This window comes from Myxococcus sp. MxC21-1, assembly GCF_032612255.1.
Lineage (GTDB): Bacteria > Myxococcota > Myxococcia > Myxococcales > Myxococcaceae > Myxococcus > Myxococcus virescens.
The window spans coordinates 8,987,784-9,003,316 of the sequence record NZ_CP123278.1 but is presented as its reverse complement, the minus strand read 5'-3'; the positions used below and the strand labels follow the sequence as shown (position 1 = coordinate 9,003,316).

The 15,533-nt window shown below is 70.4% G+C and carries 17 protein-coding genes; 9 read left to right on the top strand and 8 right to left on the bottom strand.

Annotated features, from left to right (window positions below; translation table 11 throughout):
• Positions 1–204 precede the first annotated feature (204 nt).
• The 4 genes from QEG98_RS40620 to QEG98_RS40605 form a co-directional block, all read right to left on the bottom strand.
• Positions 205–405 (bottom strand): ArsA-related P-loop ATPase, encoded by a 201-nt coding sequence (locus QEG98_RS40620; protein ID WP_316565174.1) that lies wholly within the window; start codon positions 403–405, stop codon positions 205–207.
• Positions 406–543: 138 nt separating this feature from the next.
• A complete protein-coding gene (gene rocD / locus QEG98_RS40615; protein ID WP_316565173.1) occupies positions 544–1,764 on the bottom strand; it encodes an ornithine--oxo-acid transaminase in 1,221 nt (406 codons plus the stop codon).
• A gap of 133 nt (positions 1,765–1,897) precedes the next feature.
• A complete protein-coding gene (locus QEG98_RS40610; RefSeq protein ID WP_090491242.1) occupies positions 1,898–2,581 on the bottom strand; it encodes a hypothetical protein in 684 nt (227 codons plus the stop codon).
• Between the two features lie 78 nt (positions 2,582–2,659).
• Positions 2,660–2,968 (bottom strand): hypothetical protein, encoded by a 309-nt coding sequence (locus QEG98_RS40605; protein WP_316565172.1) that lies wholly within the window; start codon positions 2,966–2,968, stop codon positions 2,660–2,662.
• 147 nt (positions 2,969–3,115) lie between these two features.
• On the opposite strand from QEG98_RS40605, the gene QEG98_RS40600 reads away from it, so the two are divergent.
• Positions 3,116–4,066, top strand: coding sequence for a hypothetical protein (locus QEG98_RS40600; RefSeq protein ID WP_316565171.1), 951 nt, complete (start codon positions 3,116–3,118; stop codon positions 4,064–4,066).
• The gene (locus QEG98_RS40595) at positions 4,063–5,034 is read left to right on the top strand and encodes a zinc ribbon domain-containing protein (RefSeq protein ID WP_316565170.1); all 972 of its coding nucleotides are present in this window, start codon (positions 4,063–4,065) and stop codon (positions 5,032–5,034) included. Before QEG98_RS40600 ends, QEG98_RS40595 begins: the two co-directional genes overlap by 4 nt.
• 68 nt (positions 5,035–5,102) lie before the next feature.
• Here the strand turns inward: QEG98_RS40595 and QEG98_RS40590 are convergent, their stop codons facing one another.
• From QEG98_RS40590 to QEG98_RS40580, 3 genes are all read right to left on the bottom strand, one after another.
• Positions 5,103–5,396 (bottom strand): hypothetical protein, encoded by a 294-nt coding sequence (locus QEG98_RS40590; protein WP_316565169.1) that lies wholly within the window; start codon positions 5,394–5,396, stop codon positions 5,103–5,105.
• Positions 5,330–6,430 (bottom strand): protein kinase domain-containing protein, encoded by a 1,101-nt coding sequence (locus QEG98_RS40585; protein WP_316565168.1) that lies wholly within the window; start codon positions 6,428–6,430, stop codon positions 5,330–5,332. The genes QEG98_RS40590 and QEG98_RS40585 overlap by 67 nt, the downstream gene beginning before the upstream one ends.
• A gap of 90 nt (positions 6,431–6,520) precedes the next feature.
• A complete protein-coding gene (locus QEG98_RS40580) occupies positions 6,521–7,690 on the bottom strand; it encodes a serine/threonine-protein kinase (protein ID WP_316568045.1) in 1,170 nt (389 codons plus the stop codon).
• Between the two features lie 220 nt (positions 7,691–7,910).
• Here QEG98_RS40580 and QEG98_RS40575 point away from each other — a divergent pair, with 220 nt between their 5' ends.
• A complete protein-coding gene (locus QEG98_RS40575) occupies positions 7,911–8,363 on the top strand; it encodes a helix-turn-helix transcriptional regulator (protein WP_316565167.1) in 453 nt (150 codons plus the stop codon).
• 72 nt (positions 8,364–8,435) lie between these two features.
• On the opposite strand, the gene QEG98_RS40570 is transcribed toward QEG98_RS40575, so the two are convergent.
• Positions 8,436–10,040 (bottom strand): PAS domain-containing sensor histidine kinase, encoded by a 1,605-nt coding sequence (locus tag QEG98_RS40570; RefSeq protein ID WP_316565166.1) that lies wholly within the window; start codon positions 10,038–10,040, stop codon positions 8,436–8,438.
• A gap of 292 nt (positions 10,041–10,332) precedes the next feature.
• On the opposite strand from QEG98_RS40570, the gene QEG98_RS40565 reads away from it, so the two are divergent.
• From QEG98_RS40565 to QEG98_RS40540, 6 genes are all read left to right on the top strand, one after another.
• Positions 10,333–10,878: a hypothetical protein gene (locus QEG98_RS40565; protein WP_316565165.1), complete on the top strand. Its 546-nt coding sequence runs from the start codon at positions 10,333–10,335 to the stop codon at positions 10,876–10,878.
• A 166-nt stretch (positions 10,879–11,044) separates the two neighbouring features.
• Complete coding sequence (locus tag QEG98_RS40560; RefSeq protein WP_316565164.1) at positions 11,045–12,694, top strand: PQQ-binding-like beta-propeller repeat protein; 1,650 nt, start codon at positions 11,045–11,047, stop codon at positions 12,692–12,694.
• Positions 12,695–12,847: 153 nt separating this feature from the next.
• On the top strand, positions 12,848–13,225 hold the full coding sequence (locus QEG98_RS40555; protein WP_316565163.1) for a response regulator: 378 nt from the start codon (positions 12,848–12,850) through the stop codon (positions 13,223–13,225).
• Complete coding sequence (locus QEG98_RS40550) at positions 13,222–13,788, top strand: hypothetical protein (RefSeq protein ID WP_316565162.1); 567 nt, start codon at positions 13,222–13,224, stop codon at positions 13,786–13,788. The genes QEG98_RS40555 and QEG98_RS40550 overlap by 4 nt, the downstream gene beginning before the upstream one ends.
• On the top strand, positions 13,788–15,185 hold the full coding sequence (locus QEG98_RS40545) for an ATP-binding protein (protein ID WP_316568044.1): 1,398 nt from the start codon (positions 13,788–13,790) through the stop codon (positions 15,183–15,185). The genes QEG98_RS40550 and QEG98_RS40545 overlap by 1 nt, the downstream gene beginning before the upstream one ends.
• Positions 15,182–15,532 carry a hypothetical protein gene (locus QEG98_RS40540; protein ID WP_316565161.1) on the top strand — a complete coding sequence of 117 codons (351 nt, stop codon included), beginning with the start codon at positions 15,182–15,184 and terminating at the stop codon, positions 15,530–15,532. Before QEG98_RS40545 ends, QEG98_RS40540 begins: the two co-directional genes overlap by 4 nt.
• The last annotated feature ends 1 nt before the right edge of the window (position 15,533 follow it).

Sequence of the window (15,533 nt, the reverse complement as noted above, 5' to 3'; positions counted from 1 at the left end):
GCCGGGTGCGCCGGAGCAGGGCCAGCAACTGGTACATCAGCCCCATCTCCCGGAGCGCGGGCCCTGCTTCCAGGAAGCGGCGCAGGGCGCGGGTGCGCAGCGCGGCGTCGGCCAGCCAGCGCGCGGGCAGGGCGCGCTCCAGGAAGTGCCGGTGCCCTTCCGATGCGGACAGCCGCACGAAGTGGAGCCCGGGACGCACCCGCGTCACCTGAGGCCCCGCCTGCGCACCCCTACGCGCGCCGCCAGGGGCGAAGGCCCGTCCTCCTCTGGCGCCAGCTCCGCCAGCAGCACGGTGCGGCCCGCGCGCGCGGCGGCCACGGCCAGCGCCGCCGCCAGCGTCGTCTTCCCCACGCCGCCCTTGCCCGATACGAGCAGCGCACGCCTGTCCCAGAGGGCTTCGAGCACCGGCCACCGTCCTGTCGCAGCGCCCCAGGCCGCGCGCTGTTCCCAACACGGTGTGGAAGGCGATACGCCAGGGCAACCGAGGCCCCGGTGCGGCCGTCCCAGGCACGCGGTCGCTCGCGTGCCCGGGTGGCGCTGGGACTACAGCGCCTCGATGACCTTCTTGATGCGCTCGAAGGCCCAGTCCAGCTCGGCCTGGGTGACGATGAGCGGCGGCGTGAGGCGGATGACGGAGTCGTGCGTCTCCTTGCAGAGCACGCCTTCCTTCATCAACGCCTCGCAGGCGGGCCGCGCGGAGATGTCCAGCGCCACGCCAATCATCAGCCCCCGTCCGCGCACCTCCACGATGTGGCGGTTCTTCAGCGTCTTCAGCATGGCCAGGAACGACGTGCCCAGCTCGGCGGAGCGCTCCACCAGGCGCTCGTCGCGCAGCACGTCCAGGGCGGTGCGCGCCACGGCGCAGCCCAGCGGATTGCCGCCGTAGGTGCTGCCGTGCTCGCCGGGACGGAGCACGCCCATGACCTCGTCATCCGCCATGACGGCGGACACCGGGTAGAAGCCGCCCGACAGCGCCTTGCCCACCACGATGACGTCCGGCCGCACGTCCTCGTGCTGGAAGGCGAACGTCTTCCCGGTGCGCCCCAGGCCCGTCTGGATTTCATCCACCATGAACAGCACGCGGTGCTGCTTGCAGAGCTCGGCCACCTGCTTCAGGTAGCCGTCGCGCGGAATCAGCACGCCGGCCTCCGCCTGGATGGGCTCCATCAGGATGGCGCAGGTGTTGGGGGTGATGGCGCGCCGCACCGCCTCCACGTCGTCGTAGGGCACCACGGTGAAGCCGGGCGTGAAGGGGCCGAAGCCCTGCCGGTAGCTCCGCACGGTGGAGAAGCTGATGAGGCTGATGGTGCGCCCGTGGAAGTTGTTCGCGAAGACGATGACCTCCGCCTTGTCCTCGGGGATGCCCTTGACGGTGTAGCCCCACTTGCGCGCCAGCTTGATGGCCGTCTCGCACGCCTCCGCGCCGGAGTTCATCGGCAGCGCGCGGCTCAATCCAGACAGCTCGCGCAGCGCCTTGTAGAGGTGGGGAAGCTGGTCGTTGCGGAAGGCCCGTGACGTCAGCGTCACCTTCGCGGCCTGCTCGCGCAGCGTCTCCAGGATGCGCGGGTGACAGTGCCCCTGGTTCACCGCGGAGTACGCGCTCAGGCAGTCCAGGTACTTGCGGCCCTCCACGTCATGAACCCAGCAGCCCTCAGCCCGCTCGATGACGAGGTCCAGCGGGTGGTAGTTGTGCGCGCCATACCGCTCCTCCAGGTCGATGAAGTCTCGCGTGGAGAGGGCGGGGGCGGCGTGCTCGGTGCTCATGGAACTCCCTGGGGAATCGGGTGGCGCGAAGCAGGACCATCGATTTCGATGAAGTCCTTCGACGTGTCCACCCTCGCGTTTTCCCAGGCGGTTGCTTCGTTGAGCACTGCACCCGAGCCCATGGCTCGCCGCGTCAGTGGACGGACCAGCGCTCCGCGATTTCCTCGCAGGCGAGCACCACGTCGCTCAGCCGCCGGATGTGGGCCCGCGGCGCGGTGAAGACCGTCCCCGCGAAGACGTCCACCACCTGGATGAGGCGGTGGTCACACGGGCCCAGCGGGCACAGGTGCTGCTCGGTGAAGCGCTGGAGCAGCGTGCCGATGTACTGCCCTGAGCGCTCATCCAGCGGCTGGTGCTTGGAGAAGTACAGCTTCATCAGGCCCACGCGCGCGTTGCCATGTCTGTCCATGCGCTGGAGCACGACCTCCGGCCGCACGCTGATGGTGACGCCCGCCACCTCCAGCACGGGAGGCTCCGCGCCCACCGCGCTGATGAGCGTCTCCTCCAAATCCAACCAGGGCACCAGGTCCGCGAAGCGCTCGAGCGCTTCCGAGCACAGTTGCAGCCGCTGCGCCTCGAACTCCGTCTGGGGCACGCTGCACGCGAAGCGGCGCTGGTGCTCACGGAGGATGGACAGGTCCATGCCCCGGCAGAGGAAGTCCGTAATCGCATGCGACGCCTCCGGGTAGCGCAGGTACTGCTGCTCCGGCGGGTGCTTCTGGTCGTGGATGATGCGCTTGCGACGCGCGGGCGTGGCGACGAGGTACTCGCCCAACTTGTTCACGGACACACGCGGCAGTTCACGGATTTCCGCCATGGAATCGCTCCCCCTGGGTGCTGGCGAATGAGCACACAGTACAGAGGGGGGCTGACATGCATTGGACGGCGTGAGGGCTCACTCCCTCTGGGGTTCGCCGTCGGGGTAGGCGCTCCAGTAGGTGTCGGGCAATGGGTTGGTGCCGGCGTCGCTGCGCGGACCATCCCCGTCCCCAATCTCATCCAGGATGGCGCCGGGCGTGCGCTCCGTCGGGTCGATGGTGCGCATGCGATGCGTGACTTCCGACGACTCGGCGGCGTCCGCCAGGTCGCGCTTCTCTTCGCTCTCTTCTATCTCCGGAGCGTGTTGCCGCGGTTCCTCCGTACGGCCGTAGTAATCCTCGGGTGGCTGGATGCCCGGCTGTTGCTGCTTGTCGCGCTGAGCCATGATGGATTCCCTCCGCCACACTATGTTCGTGACGGCGCGGGCTCGCGGCAACGGGCCAACGGGCATGCACGCCGGGAGGGTGCACGCCAGGAGGGCAGGCCGGCGGACGGAATGGACGTCCCGGGTCAGGTGCGCCAAGACTGGCGGATGGCCGAGCAATCCCAACAGACACCGTCCGCTGTTGCCGGACCGTTGCTCCACCTGGGGTGTCAGTCCTGCGGCGCGCGTCTGGTGCTGGAGCCCGCGCTGCGGACCACGCGCTGTCCCTACTGCGCCGCGCCCGCCGTGGTGGAGCGTCCTCCGGTGCCCGGTGTGCCCGAGCCCGTCTTCGCGCTGGGCTTCGCGCTCACGCACATGGCGGCGAAGGCGCATGTGGCGCGGTGGTTGCGTTCGCGCAGCCGCTTCACGCGCTCCGGCATCCGCTCCGCCGCGCCGGGCGAGGTGCGAGGTGTGTACGTGCCCGCGTACCTCTACAGCGTGCTGGCGCAGGCGCGCTACCGCGCCTCCATTGGGGAGAACTACCAGGAGACGGAGACGTACACGACGACGGAGAACGGGAAGCGGGTGACGCGCACGCGCACCGTGACGCGCACGGAGTGGCGTTCGCTGGAAGGCGAGCTGACCAGCTACGTAGCGGACGTGCTCGTCACCGCGTCCAAGGGGCTGGACAACGCGGAGCTGGAGGCGTTGGAGCCCTTCGACCTGCGCGGCCTGGCTCGCTACACCCCGGCGCTCATCTCCGGCTGGGTGGCGGAGGAGCCCTCGCTCACGCTGGCGCAGTGCCAGGAGCTGGCCCGGAAGGAAGCGGTGGAGCGCGTGGGCGGGCTGTTGTCGCGCTTCATGCCGGGGGACTCGCACCGGGACCTGGAGCATCAGTCCCGGCTGGACTGGGAGGCGCTCGACGTGTGCCTGCTGCCCGTCTGGGTGCTGGCGGTGAAGTACGCGGAGGACGCGCCGCCGCTGCGGGTGCTCGTCAACGGCCAGACGGGGGCCGTCCATGGCAAGGCGCCCATCTCTTCCTGGAAGGTGCTGTCCGCCTTGGTGGCGCTGCTGGCGGTGCTGGCCTTGGGCTGGCTGCTCACGGGAGGTGGGCGATGAGCGCCGAAGTGGTGAGGGTGGCGCCCTGCCAGCGCTGTGACTCCGCGCTGGAGGCGGAGGACCTGCGGTGCCCCATTTGCGGGCTGACGGCGCCGCCTCCGCCGCGTGCCGCGGTGGAGCGCGCGCGGGCCCGCGTGGTGCGGTGTGACAGCTGCGGCGCGGCGGTGGAGTACTCCGTGGAGGCGAAGGCGCCCCGGTGTGACTACTGCGGCTCCGTCACCCATGTGGAGACGACGGCGGACCCGGTGGAGCAGGCGCAGCACTGGCTCCCCTTCGCCGTGGACACCGAGGCCGCGCGCGGCGCGCTGATGGGCTTCCTGGGGCGGGGCGGCTTCTTCCGGCCGTCCGGGCTGGCACAGGAGGCCTCGCTGGAGTCGCTGCGTCCGGTGTGGTGGCCGGCGTGGATGTTCGACGCGGGCGTGGACGTGAGCTGGACGGCGGACTCGAACGCGGGCTCGCGGCGGTCGGACTGGGCGCCGCACGCGGGCCGGACGCGCTTCGACTTCGAGGGCATCCCGGTGCCGGCCTCGCGCGGGTTGACGGTGCGGGAGTGCGAGGCGTTGGCGCCCCACTACCAGCGAGGCTCCGGTCAGGACACGCCCCAGGGGCCGGAGGGCGCGCACGTCGAGCGCTTCGAGGCCACGCGCTCGGGCGCCCGGCGGAGCGTGCTGGAGGCGGTGGAGCGCCTGGCCATCGAGCGACTCCAGCAGGGCGTCATTCCGGGCAGCCGCTTCCGGAACATCCACGTCGCCGTGGCGCTGTTCAGCCTGCGCACCCAGCGGCTGGCCCTGCCCGTGTACGTGCTGGCCTACCGCTACCGCGACAAGCCGTACCGGGTGCTGGTGCACGGGCAGGACGCGCAGGTGGTGTTGGGCGAGGCGCCCATCTCCCCGTTGCGCGTGGCGGCGGTCATCCTGGCGACGCTGCTGGTGCTGGCGGCCGTGTTGTACGGCATGGGCGTGCTGTGAGCCCGCCGTGACGCCACGCGCGTCACGGTGTGTCGGGCTCCTCGGGCTTCGTGGCCTCTGGGGCCGTGTCAGAGGGCTCCGGTGGGGGGCGGCTGGGATGAGGAGGCCTCGGGACGTGCCTCGTCCGGTGCCTCGGTGGCGGCGTGCCGCGGGTCCGCCGCGGGCTCCGCCGCCTGGGTGATGCGCGCCTCCAGCGTCAGCTCGGCCACCTGTGACAATCGGACCGCGGACCCCGCGGCTTCGCCCAGGGGCGTCTCGGACGAGGGCTCTCCGGCCAGGGCGGCTTCCTCCACGGTCAGCCCTTCCGGATGCAGCCCGCCCTCGAGCAGCTCCGCCTGGTTGCGCCGGACCGTCGCCTCCACCGCGGCCTGCTCCACCTCCTGCGCGATGGCCTGACGACCCCGGTGGCCTCCCTGCGAATCCAGCCACGCGCGCAGTGCCTCCGCCATCTCCGCGCCCGTCTGGAACCGCTCCGAGGGCTCCTGCCGCAGCGCCCGCAGCAGGATGAGCCGAAGGGCTCGGCGACCCCCGCCGCCAATCGCTCCACCTGCTCCGGGCCCACCTGGGCCATCCGCGCCGCCACCTCCTTCACGGGCATCCACGTAGGCCCTTGCGCGTGAAGCTCCAGCGGCTCCGGCTCCAGTACGGGCGCCAGGTCATCCACCAGCAACGGGTGCCGGCCCGTCAGCAGCTCCAGCAGCACCAGCCCCAGTGAGAACAGGTCCGACCGGGCATCCACCTTCCGTCGCCGCAGTGCCTCGGGCGAGGCGTAGGCGATGTCACCTTTCACCAGTTCCTGGCTCGTCACCTCGCGCCCGGAGAGCGACGAGGCCGCCACCGTGAAGTGGGTCAGCTTCACCTCGCCATGGACGCCCACGCGGATGTTCCGAGGGCTCACGTCCCGGTGGACGATGTTCAGCGGCCGGCTCCACTCGTCCGTGAGGCCGTGCGCGTAGCTCAGCGCCTCCGCCACCTCCGCCGTCACGTGCGCCGCGAACTCCGCGGACAGGGGCCGCCGCCGCATGGCCGCCAGGTTCAGCACCGTGTCCAGCGAACGCCCTTCCACGTACTCCATCACCACGTGAGGCGCGCCGCGGTAGAGCTTCAGCAGCATCACCTTGGCGATGGCGGGATGGTTGAGCCGGAACGTGAGGTCCACCTCCTCCACCAGCCGTCGCCGCTCCACGAACGTGGCGGGGTTGCGCAGCCGCTTCACCACCACCGGGCCGCTCAGGCCATTGCGGTAGCGGCGCTGCGCCAGCATCAGCAGTTCCCCCGTGGAGCGCATCTCCAGCTTGCGGACGAACTCGAACACCGTGCCGGCCACGGTGAACAGCACGCGTGGCCTGTGTGGACCTCCAGGAAGCTCCTCTGTCGTCGTGTCAGGCGTCATCATGGGCTCATGGACCTCTGAGGTTGAGTGAAAGTGAGTGGATTTCCCGGAGGGCCAGGCGCGCAGGCTCCTCCCGATGAATGGCGGGTCGGCTCAGCGCCACGAGCGCAGCGTGACCCAGAGCCGCTTCAGCGCGTCCCGCCACCGCCGCCACCCGGTGCTCGCGCGGACCTCCGTCCAAGCCCAGGGTGAGGTGGGCTCGGTGGGAGGCGCGAAGGACGCTGGCGGGCGCGCTCGCTCCGGGACGCGCATCCAGTGGCGCAGCTCGCGCGCTTCCTCGTCCCCGTCGAAGAACTCCAGCGCCTCCTCGGTGATGGCCTCCTCGGGAGCGAGGGGAGGAAACAGGGGCTCATCCCAGGCCGAGTCCGCGCCCGCCAGCGCCGCGTCCAGCGCATCGAACAGGGCCGCTCCCGAAGGAGGCCGCCCCGCCGCGGAGGGCGACAGCAAGCGCGCCACGATGGCGTCCAACGCCTTCGGGACGCGCGGGTTGCGGACAGAGGGCAGGGGAAAGCCACCGGACTCGATGCTGGCCAGCAGCCCGGCGGGCGGCAGCTGGGTCGGATAGGGAAAGCTCCCGGTGAGCACCTCGTAGAGCACCAGCCCCAGCGAGTAGAGATCATCCGTGGGCGCGAACGCGTAACGCGAGCCCGCGGGCCGAGGCTGCGCCCAGAAGCGCAGGGCCTCCGGGCTGCGATAGCTGGGGGTGCCCGGCGGCAGGGTGTCCTCGGTCAGCACGGGCGAGCACGCATGGTCCCCCGAGCCGAAGTCCACCAGCACCGGCTGCCCGTCCGACGCGCGGATGATGATGTTGTTGCCCTTGATGTCGCGGTGGAGCACGCCCGCGCGGTGGATGGCATCCAGCGTGAGCGCCAGCTGCTGGAACACCTGCACCGCGCGCCGGGGCGTGGGCTGCGCGGCCAGGGCCCACTCGGACAGGGTGGGGCCCTCCACGTACCCCATGATGAGGACCAGGTAGCCATCGCGCGCATCCGGCCACCGCCGGTAGCCCAGCAGCTCCACGACGTTGGGGTGCTCCAGGCGCATGAGGACGTGGACCTCCTTCCAGGTCCGCGCGTCCGCCGCGGGCGAGTCCCCCTCCGAGGGGCCCTGGAGCGCGAACTTCAGCGCCACCTGCCGGCGCGTCTCGGACTCGGCCAGGAAGATGGCGCCAAAGCCCCCGGTGGCCAGCCGCCGGACGATGCGGAAGGCCCCCACCTCCTCCGACTCCTGGAGCATCAGCGGGTGCAGGTCCTCTCCCGGCATCACGGATGAACTCCCATGGGACCTTGGAGGTCCAATTCAGACGTGGTTCCAGCGGCTGTCATTGTGAGCGGCGTCATGATTCAACCTTGGAGGTCCATAGCATGACGTTTGCCCTTTGAGGTAGTGTCATGACTTGGTAGGTAGGTTTCGGGGGAGGGGATGCACCAGGGTGGCGGATGGAAACTTGCAGGACCCGGCGGGCGTGCCACCCTCGGCCGTCATGCGTGAGCCCGTCGACCACAAGCTGGCAGCCGTGCTGGGACGCGCCGCGCGCGACGCCCGCCTGCGTCTGGGCCTCACCCAGAGCGACGTCGCCGAACGCATGGGCATGGCCATGGAGGTCTACAGCCGCCTGGAGCGCGGGAAGATGCTGCCCCGGACCCAGACGCTGCGCCGGCTCTGCGACGTGCTCCAGGTCTCCGCGGACACGCTGCTGGGCGTGGGCCGTCCCGACGGTGCGCCCGTCACGCCCCGCAAGACGGTGAAGGAAGACCCGGTGGAGCTGCGCCGCATGACGCGCAAGCTGCGGGAGCTCGAACCCGGTCAGCTCCGCGCGGTGTCCCGGGTGGTGAACGCCGTCGTCACCGTGCTGCCTCAGCCGGCGGCTCCGGCGCCCGCCGCCCCAGCGAAGCCCGCCGCGCGTGCGGCGCGTAAGCGCCGGGCAACGGGCTAGCGCTCAGCGCCGCCGCGTAGCACGTCCTCCGCGGCCTGGGAGCGCGTCATGACGCCTTTTCCCGCGCCGCGTTCACGCGGGACACCGGCAGGGCAGGCGCACCGTGAAGGTGGCGCCCTGGCCCAGCGTGCTCCGCGCGGCGATGGTTCCACCCATGGCCTGCACGTTCTGCCGCGCGACGTACAGCCCCAGTCCCAGTCCGCCGTAGTGCCGCTCGGAGACGGCGCGCTCGAACTTCTCGAAGATGCGGCCCACCGCCTCAGGGGGAATGCCAATGCCTTCGTCACGGACGCTGAACCAGGCGTGCTCCGCCGTCCTGCCGACCTGGAGGTAGACGGGGTGACCCACGCCGTACTTGAGCGCGTTGGAGAGGAGGTTCGACACCGCCTGCTCCAGCCGTACCCGGTCCCACTGGCCCACCACCACCTCGTCCAGCTCCGCCTGGATGGGCGTCCCGGTGCGCTGTGACTCACTCTCGAAGCGCGCGGCCACCTCTTGGACCAGCGCTCCCAGGTCCACCGGCTCCAGCTCCAGGCGCAGCTGACCGCTGCTGATGAGCGTCACGTCCAGCAGCTCACCCACCAGCGTCGACAGCCGCTTCACCTGCCGCTGCATGACCTCCAGGTCCGCGGGCAGCCGCTCCAGCAGTTCCGGTCCGCGCCGCTCCTGGGTGGCCCGCGCCAGCGTCTGCAGCTTCAAGCTGAGCGGCGTCAGCGGCGTCTTGAGCTCGTGGCTGGCCACGGCGAGGAACTCGTCGCGCAGCCGGATGGCCTCGTCCATGGCGGCCAGCAGCCGCTCGCGCTCCTGTTCGGCCTGCTTCCGCTCGGAGATGTCGATGACGGAGCCGATGTAGCCCAGGAACTCGCCGTCCAGCCCGAAGCGGGGGCTGGCCGAGTCGATGGCCCACCGGTACTCACCATCCTTGCGCCGCAGCCGGTAGTCGAGCCGGAAGGGGCTGCGCCGCGCGTTGGCGTCGAGGAACATCGCCCCTGAACGCTCGGAGTCGTCGGGATGCACGGCCTGGAGCCAGCCGAAGCCCAGGCCTTCTGCCTCCGTCTGTCCGGTGAACTCGTACCAGGTCCGGTTGAGATAGATGCAGCGGCCGGTGACGTCCGTCACCCACAGCATCACCGGCGCGTGGTCCGCCATGTTCCGGAAGCGGGCCTCGCTCTCCTGGCGGGCCCATTGGGACGCCTTCTGCGCGGTGACCTCCCGCAGGGTGACGAAGACTCGGTCGCTCCGCTCCCTCGAAGGCCGGGTCAGGGTGAGCATCACCTCGATGCGGCGGCCCCCCAGGGTCTGGAGCTCGGTCTCCAGCTCCAGCCGCGTGCCGCCTTCCCAGAACAGGAGGAGCTCGGCGGTGAAGGCCTTCGACGTCTCCGGAACGAAGACGCGGGACCGGGACAGGGACAAGGTGCGAAGCACCTCATCCCGGGTGCGCGCTTCGAGCAGGCGTACCGTGGCCTCGTTCACATCCACGACCTTCACCCACTCCGCGGCCTCCATCACGAACCCGGGATGCGCCGCGAGCCACGCACGCAGGTCCTGGACGCCGGAGGCACGCAGGTCGTCGAGCGCGGCCGAAACGGCGGTGAAGTCCTCTTCCCAGAGGGAGACATCCGCTCCGTTGAACAGCTCCTGGTAGCGCGCGTCTTCGGCTGTCTCAGCCCCACCCAAATGTGTCTCCTCCGTACCCCGGCCCGGGTGGATTGAGTCGACAGCGCGGATGCGTCCACCGCGTCACAAGGATTCTGGAGCCGCCAGGAGTCAACGAACAGGCGTCTTTCTGGCGGCTCACGGTCGGACGCCTTCCTGGGGGGCCGTTACGTCCACCCGTCCGCCCGTCCGCCCGCTCGCCTTCCGCGCTGGACCCGCCAAGGTGCGCAGGGGTGCTCCCGTTCGTCCTCTTGGCTGTTCCGCGGGGGCCGCTACGGGTTGAGCGCCTTTGAACAACTGTTCAGGATGGGGCGTGGCAATCCAACGCACCCGGCAACCTTCGATTGGAAACGCGGCATCTTCTGGTGAGGATGTGGGGCCGGGGCCGACGACACAGATGGGGATGCGGATGCGCAAGCTGGCGTTGCTGTTGTTCGTGGGGTTGTGGCTGGGCTGCCGTGCGGATGGGACTGACTCCACGGAAGGCACACTGTCCCTGCATCCCCAGGAGACGTACACGTATCCCGGGTGCGCCAACGAGGACTACAACTGCCCGCGCCTGAAGACGGTGCACTGCGCGCTGGAGAGCCTGCGCACGGAGCGCGACAGCTGCCAGCAGGACAGTGACTGCGTGGCCGTCACCGTCAACGGCCGGTGCACGGGCTATGGGGAGTGCCCCCCGGCGATGGTGAACACCGCCAGCCGCGCGGAGTTCGCGACGCGGGCCGCCGAGGAGGTGCTGCGCTACTGCACTGAGTCTCCCATCTGCGTCAGCACCGGCCAGTGTGCCTACCCATCCTTCGTGCCCCGCTGCAAGCAGGGCCACTGCGTGGCGGAGCCAGGCGACGCCGGTTCCTAGGCGCTTCGTCCCCGGCTCCCACGGAGCCCGGGGGGCGGGGGCAGGCTGCATCCCTGCTCACCGGGTAATGACAGACGCATGCGCGCCGTCGGTGCGGGCTCCACGGATGGTGGGTCGAGGGGGAGTCACTTGTCACGCGGACAGGGGCTCACCTAGAAGGCCGCCCATGCTTCGCAAGCCTTTGCTCTCCTTGCTGCTCAGCGCGTCTGTCCTTTCCGCCGCGTGCTCCGACTCCGACGATGAACAGAAGCGGGCCCCGGCCGTGCTCATCATCGACCGGGAGGCGGTCGACTTCGGTGAGCTGGAGGTGGGCCAGACCTCCCCCGAGCACCTCTTCACCGTGCGCAATGCGTCTCCGTCGGCGGTGGAGTCCGTGTCCGTCAAGGTGGAGGGCAGCGGGTTCACCATCGTCGCCAACACCTGCGAGCGCTTCCTCGACGCGGGCATGGAGTGCGAGGTGCGGGTGCGGTTCTCGCCCCGGCTGGCGGGGCCGAGCGAGGCCCGCCTCAAGGTGGAGGGCGCTCCGGACGTGGACAGTGCGCTCCTCAAGGGCCTGGGCGTCGGCTATGTGGAGGTGCGGAGCCTGCCCGGTGCCGGAGTGCACGTGGTGGCCGAGGGGGATGGCTGGTCCTGCGGCGAGCCGTGCAGGGTGGCGGTCCGTAAGGCGCAGGTGACCCTCCGGACCGCGCCGGCGGGGTTTCCGACCTGGGGCGGGGACTGCACCGTGGTGGCGGGCGGCGGCTGCTCGCTCGTCATCGACGGGACGAAGGTCGTCTCCCTGGAGGAGCTCGAGTCCTTCCTGCGGTGGGAGGTGCGGCGGAGCTCCCATCCCCTGAGTGTGGCGGTCTCGGCCGGCGGCGACATCCACGTCCTGGAGGTCGGGCAGTTGCTGCGGTTCAGCAGCACCGGGCAGCTGCGCTGGTCGGTCCCCCTGAGCGGCGGGGTGAAGATGGCCCAGGATGGCGCGGGCAACGCCTACGTGGTGGACTCCTTCGGGCGGGTGACCCGGTACAGCGCGAGCGGGCAGGCGCCGTGGACGTCTTCAGAGGCCGTCGAGAATCCCAGTTGGCACCATCTCGCGGTGAGCGCCAACGGGCACGTCTACGTGCTGTTGAACCTGGGCAATCATGAACTCGCGAGTCAGCTCAAGCTCATCGCCCTCTCGCCGCAGGGTGTCGAGCGCTGGAGCCTGCTCTTCGACGAGGGCCAGTTCAACTACGCCTCCGGCCTGGCGGTGAATGCCCAGGGTGAGGTCTATCTGTCCGGCAGCGTGCACAACCGGGACGCGACGTCCGGGGAGTCGGTGTTCGTGAAGTCCTACGTCCGGAAGTACAGCGCCGAGGGCGCCATCGTGTGGGAGACGGAGGACAGCTGGAACCTCTTCGCCGTCAACGCCGAGGGCGCGACGAGTATTCTCTTCCCCAACCACCAGTCCACCGGGGGCTTCACCCAGCGGTGGATGGGCGCGGACGGGGTGACGCGGTGGACCGCGACAGTCCCTTCTGGGCCGGGCTTGGTCACCCTGCAGACCTTCTCGCCCTCTGGCGCGCTGCTCATCGGCGGGCACGAGTTCTCTGCGGTCGGAACGGAGATTGGCCGGGGCTGGTTCTCTGCGATGAACCTCACGACCCGCGCTCCCGGCCCGGTGACCTACGTCGAGGGGAGCACGGGGTTGGGAGGCCCGACCCGTATCAGTGACCTCGCGCTCACCCCGACGGGCCATGTCGTGGTGACCGGTGGCTTCAGCGCCATCAGGGACCAGGACGGGGGCTTCATCCGGGTGTACGACGGGCGCGTGCTCACGGGCGTGCCGTAGCGCCCTCACGGCGCGAGGGGCCACGTCTCCATCCGCCGCTCCCGCGGTGCTCAGCCAGGGGCTGTATCGGACTGTTCCACAAGACGGGCCAATCCCTGGCGTTGTCGTGGCCGCTTCCGGGCATTGCCGCCCTGGTAGAGTTCCGCCGCGGCCATGACGACCCTTCGCAAGGCGATGCTCGTTGACGATGAAGATGACATCCGCACCATCGGCAATCTCAGCCTCAGCCGTGTGGGGGGATGGCAAACGGTGCTCGCCGCGTCTGGCGCGGAGGCCCTGGAGAAGGCCCGCACGGAGAAGCCTGACCTCATCTTGCTGGACGTGATGATGCCGGGCATGGACGGGCCCACCACCTTCGGCCGGCTGCGCGCCGAGGCGTCCACGGCGCACACGCCCATCATCTTCATGACGGCGAAAATCCAGAAGCAGGAGGTCGCCCGCTACCTGGAGCTGGGCGCGCTGGGCGTCATCGGGAAGCCCTTCGACCCGATGACGTTGCCCCAGGAGATTCGCAAGCGGGTGCCAGGGTGAGTCAGGGGCTTCGCCTCTCCCGTCGCTCGGGCGTGTTGGCGGCGGGCGCGCTGCTGCTCTTGTGCGGCCTGTTCGCCATGGGCCGTCCGTGGGCCACCTCCGACAATGACCGCTACCGCAGCGCGCTGCGGCACCTGCGCGTGGCCAGCGGTGATTTGGAGATGGACGTGCTGCGCGAACGCATGGGCCTGCGCACGCTCCATGGCGCGGACCCGGAGGACTTCGCCGCGCTGAGGGCCCGCGCGGACGCGCTGCGACAGTTCCCCTCCTTCCTGTCCGCCATGGACCGGCGCACGATGAACGCGGCGCTGGACCTGTTCGTCAGCGCGCTGGAGGAGAGCGCCGCGCTGCTGGAGCGAGCCCGCGCCGCGGACGCGCGGGGGAGAAGGAAGCGGCGGACGCGGCCGTCCAGGCCCTGTTGGAGGGCACCGTCAGCACGCGGGCGGAGCGCCTCATCAACACCTACCTGGAGCTCTACGAGCGCACGCAGGTGCGCAACGAGCGCTCGCGCATCCTCTTCTTCATCGTCTCCCTGGCGCTGGTGGCCTACGTGCTGGTGGTGATGGTGCGGCTGTCGCGGGCCACCGCCGACCTGGCCGCGCTCAACACGGATTTGGAGCGGCGGGTGGAGGAGCGCACCCGTGCCCTGTCCGCCGCCAACGACGGGCTGCGCGCCAGCGAGGCACGCAAGGCCGCGATTCTGGAGGCCTCTCCGGACGGCATCCTGCTGCTGGACGGCGGCGGGGACTTGTTGGAGCTGAACCCCTCGGCGCAGAAGACCTTCCAGGTCCACGCCGAGGTGACGGGCACGCCGCAGGTGAAGGCGGACCGGGACCGGCTGGTGCAGGTGCTCACCAACCTGGTGTCCAACGCGGTGAAGTTCTCCCCGCAGGGCGCGGGGGTGACGGTGCGCGTGGGGGAAGAGGCGGACGGGCGGGTGCGTTTCAGTGTGGTGGACCAGGGCCCCGGCATCTCCCTGGAGCAGCGTGCGCGCCTCTTCGGCCGCTTCCAGCAACTGGACAGCTCGGACACGCGCTCCAAGGGAGGCACGGGGCTGGGGCTGGCCATCTCGCAGGCCATCGTGGAGCAGCACGGCAGCCGCATCACCGTGGAGAGCGAGGAGGGCCGGGGCTCCACCTTCACCTTCACGCTGGAGTCGGCCCGGCCCGCGTCTGTCACGCCGCCGCCCGTCTTCCCCGAGGACGCATCCCGCCATGAGGTGCTGGTGACCACCGCGGACGCGGAGCTGGCGTCGCTGCTGGGCGGGCTCCTCGCGCACGAAGGCTACCGTGTGGTGCGCGCCACCAGCCTCATCGAGGCGGCGAAGCATCTGGACACGGCCCTGCCGGACGCGCTGGTGGTGGACATGCGGCTTCCGGAAGGGCACGCGCTGGACTGGGTGCGGCGCCTGCGCGAACAGCCGCGCACGCACGAGTTGCCCGTGCTGGCGCTGTCCGGCCGCTCGGAGGACGCGGAGGGCGTCCCGCACTGGGTGGACTGGATGCCCCGGCCGTTGGAGGAGTCACGGCTGCTCAAGTCGCTGCGCTACGCCACACGGCAGCCGGGCCAGGCGCGCGTGCTGGTGGTGGATGACGACGCCAGCACCCGGCGCACGCTGTGCGCGCAGATGGAGCGGCTGGGCGTGCAAGTCTTCGAGGCGGCGGACGGCGAGAGCGCGGTGGAGCTCGCGCGCGAGACGACACCGGACCTCATCGTCCTGGACGTCGGCCTGCCGCGCCTGGACGGCTTCGAGGTCGTCGACATCCTCCGTCAGGGCAAGGGCCGCGCCACGCCGCTCATCGTCTTCACGGGCCGGGATTTGACGCGCATGGATGAGCGGCAGCTCACCCTGGGCATCACCCGGCACTTCACCAAGTCGCGCGCGTCGGAAGAGGAGCTGGTCTCCTCCGTGCGTGACCTCCTCAACGGCCTGCTGGCGAGAGAGGCACACCCCTCATGAACAGCAGGACGCTCCTGTTCCTGGAGGACGACAAGGATTTGCAGTCCCTGGTGGGTACCTTCCTGCGTGAGAAGGGCTACCCGGAGGCGCTGCTCGTCTGGGTGAACCAGCTCTTCCCCGCGCCCGCCCTGCCGCCCACGCCACCGCCCGAGGCGCTGGAGGAGGCGGAGGAAGTGAACGTGGAGGTGGACGACCTGGCCGCCAGCCTCGCGGCGCTCAACGCGGAGGACGGCGCCCGGCTGAAGGAGAAGGTGGCGGCGCTGGAGGCGTTGCTCGTCCGCGGGCGCGGTGGTGATGCGCGGCTCTTGCGCGCGAAGGAGAACGGCCGCAACCGCATCGAGGCGTGAG

Bases quoted from the DNA above. Each gene is read 5' to 3' on its own strand.
- rocD (WP_316565173.1), bottom strand. From the start codon at position 1,764: ATGAGCACCGAGCACGCCGCCCCCGCCCTCTCCACGCGAGACTTCATC.
- QEG98_RS40610 (WP_090491242.1), bottom strand. From the start codon at position 2,581: ATGGCGGAAATCCGTGAACTGCCGCGTGTGTCCGTGAACAAGTTGGGC.
- QEG98_RS40605 (WP_316565172.1), bottom strand. From the start codon at position 2,968: ATGGCTCAGCGCGACAAGCAGCAACAGCCGGGCATCCAGCCACCCGAG.
- QEG98_RS40600 (WP_316565171.1), top strand. From the start codon at position 3,116: ATGGCCGAGCAATCCCAACAGACACCGTCCGCTGTTGCCGGACCGTTG.
- QEG98_RS40595 (WP_316565170.1), top strand. From the start codon at position 4,063: ATGAGCGCCGAAGTGGTGAGGGTGGCGCCCTGCCAGCGCTGTGACTCC.
- QEG98_RS40585 (WP_316565168.1), bottom strand. From the start codon at position 6,430: ATGATGACGCCTGACACGACGACAGAGGAGCTTCCTGGAGGTCCACAC.
- QEG98_RS40580 (WP_316568045.1), bottom strand. From the start codon at position 7,690: ATGCCGGGAGAGGACCTGCACCCGCTGATGCTCCAGGAGTCGGAGGAG.
- QEG98_RS40575 (WP_316565167.1), top strand. From the start codon at position 7,911: ATGCGTGAGCCCGTCGACCACAAGCTGGCAGCCGTGCTGGGACGCGCC.
- QEG98_RS40560 (WP_316565164.1), top strand. From the start codon at position 11,045: ATGCTTCGCAAGCCTTTGCTCTCCTTGCTGCTCAGCGCGTCTGTCCTT.
- QEG98_RS40555 (WP_316565163.1), top strand. From the start codon at position 12,848: ATGACGACCCTTCGCAAGGCGATGCTCGTTGACGATGAAGATGACATC.
- QEG98_RS40545 (WP_316568044.1), top strand. From the start codon at position 13,788: ATGGTGCGGCTGTCGCGGGCCACCGCCGACCTGGCCGCGCTCAACACG.
- QEG98_RS40540 (WP_316565161.1), top strand. From the start codon at position 15,182: ATGAACAGCAGGACGCTCCTGTTCCTGGAGGACGACAAGGATTTGCAG.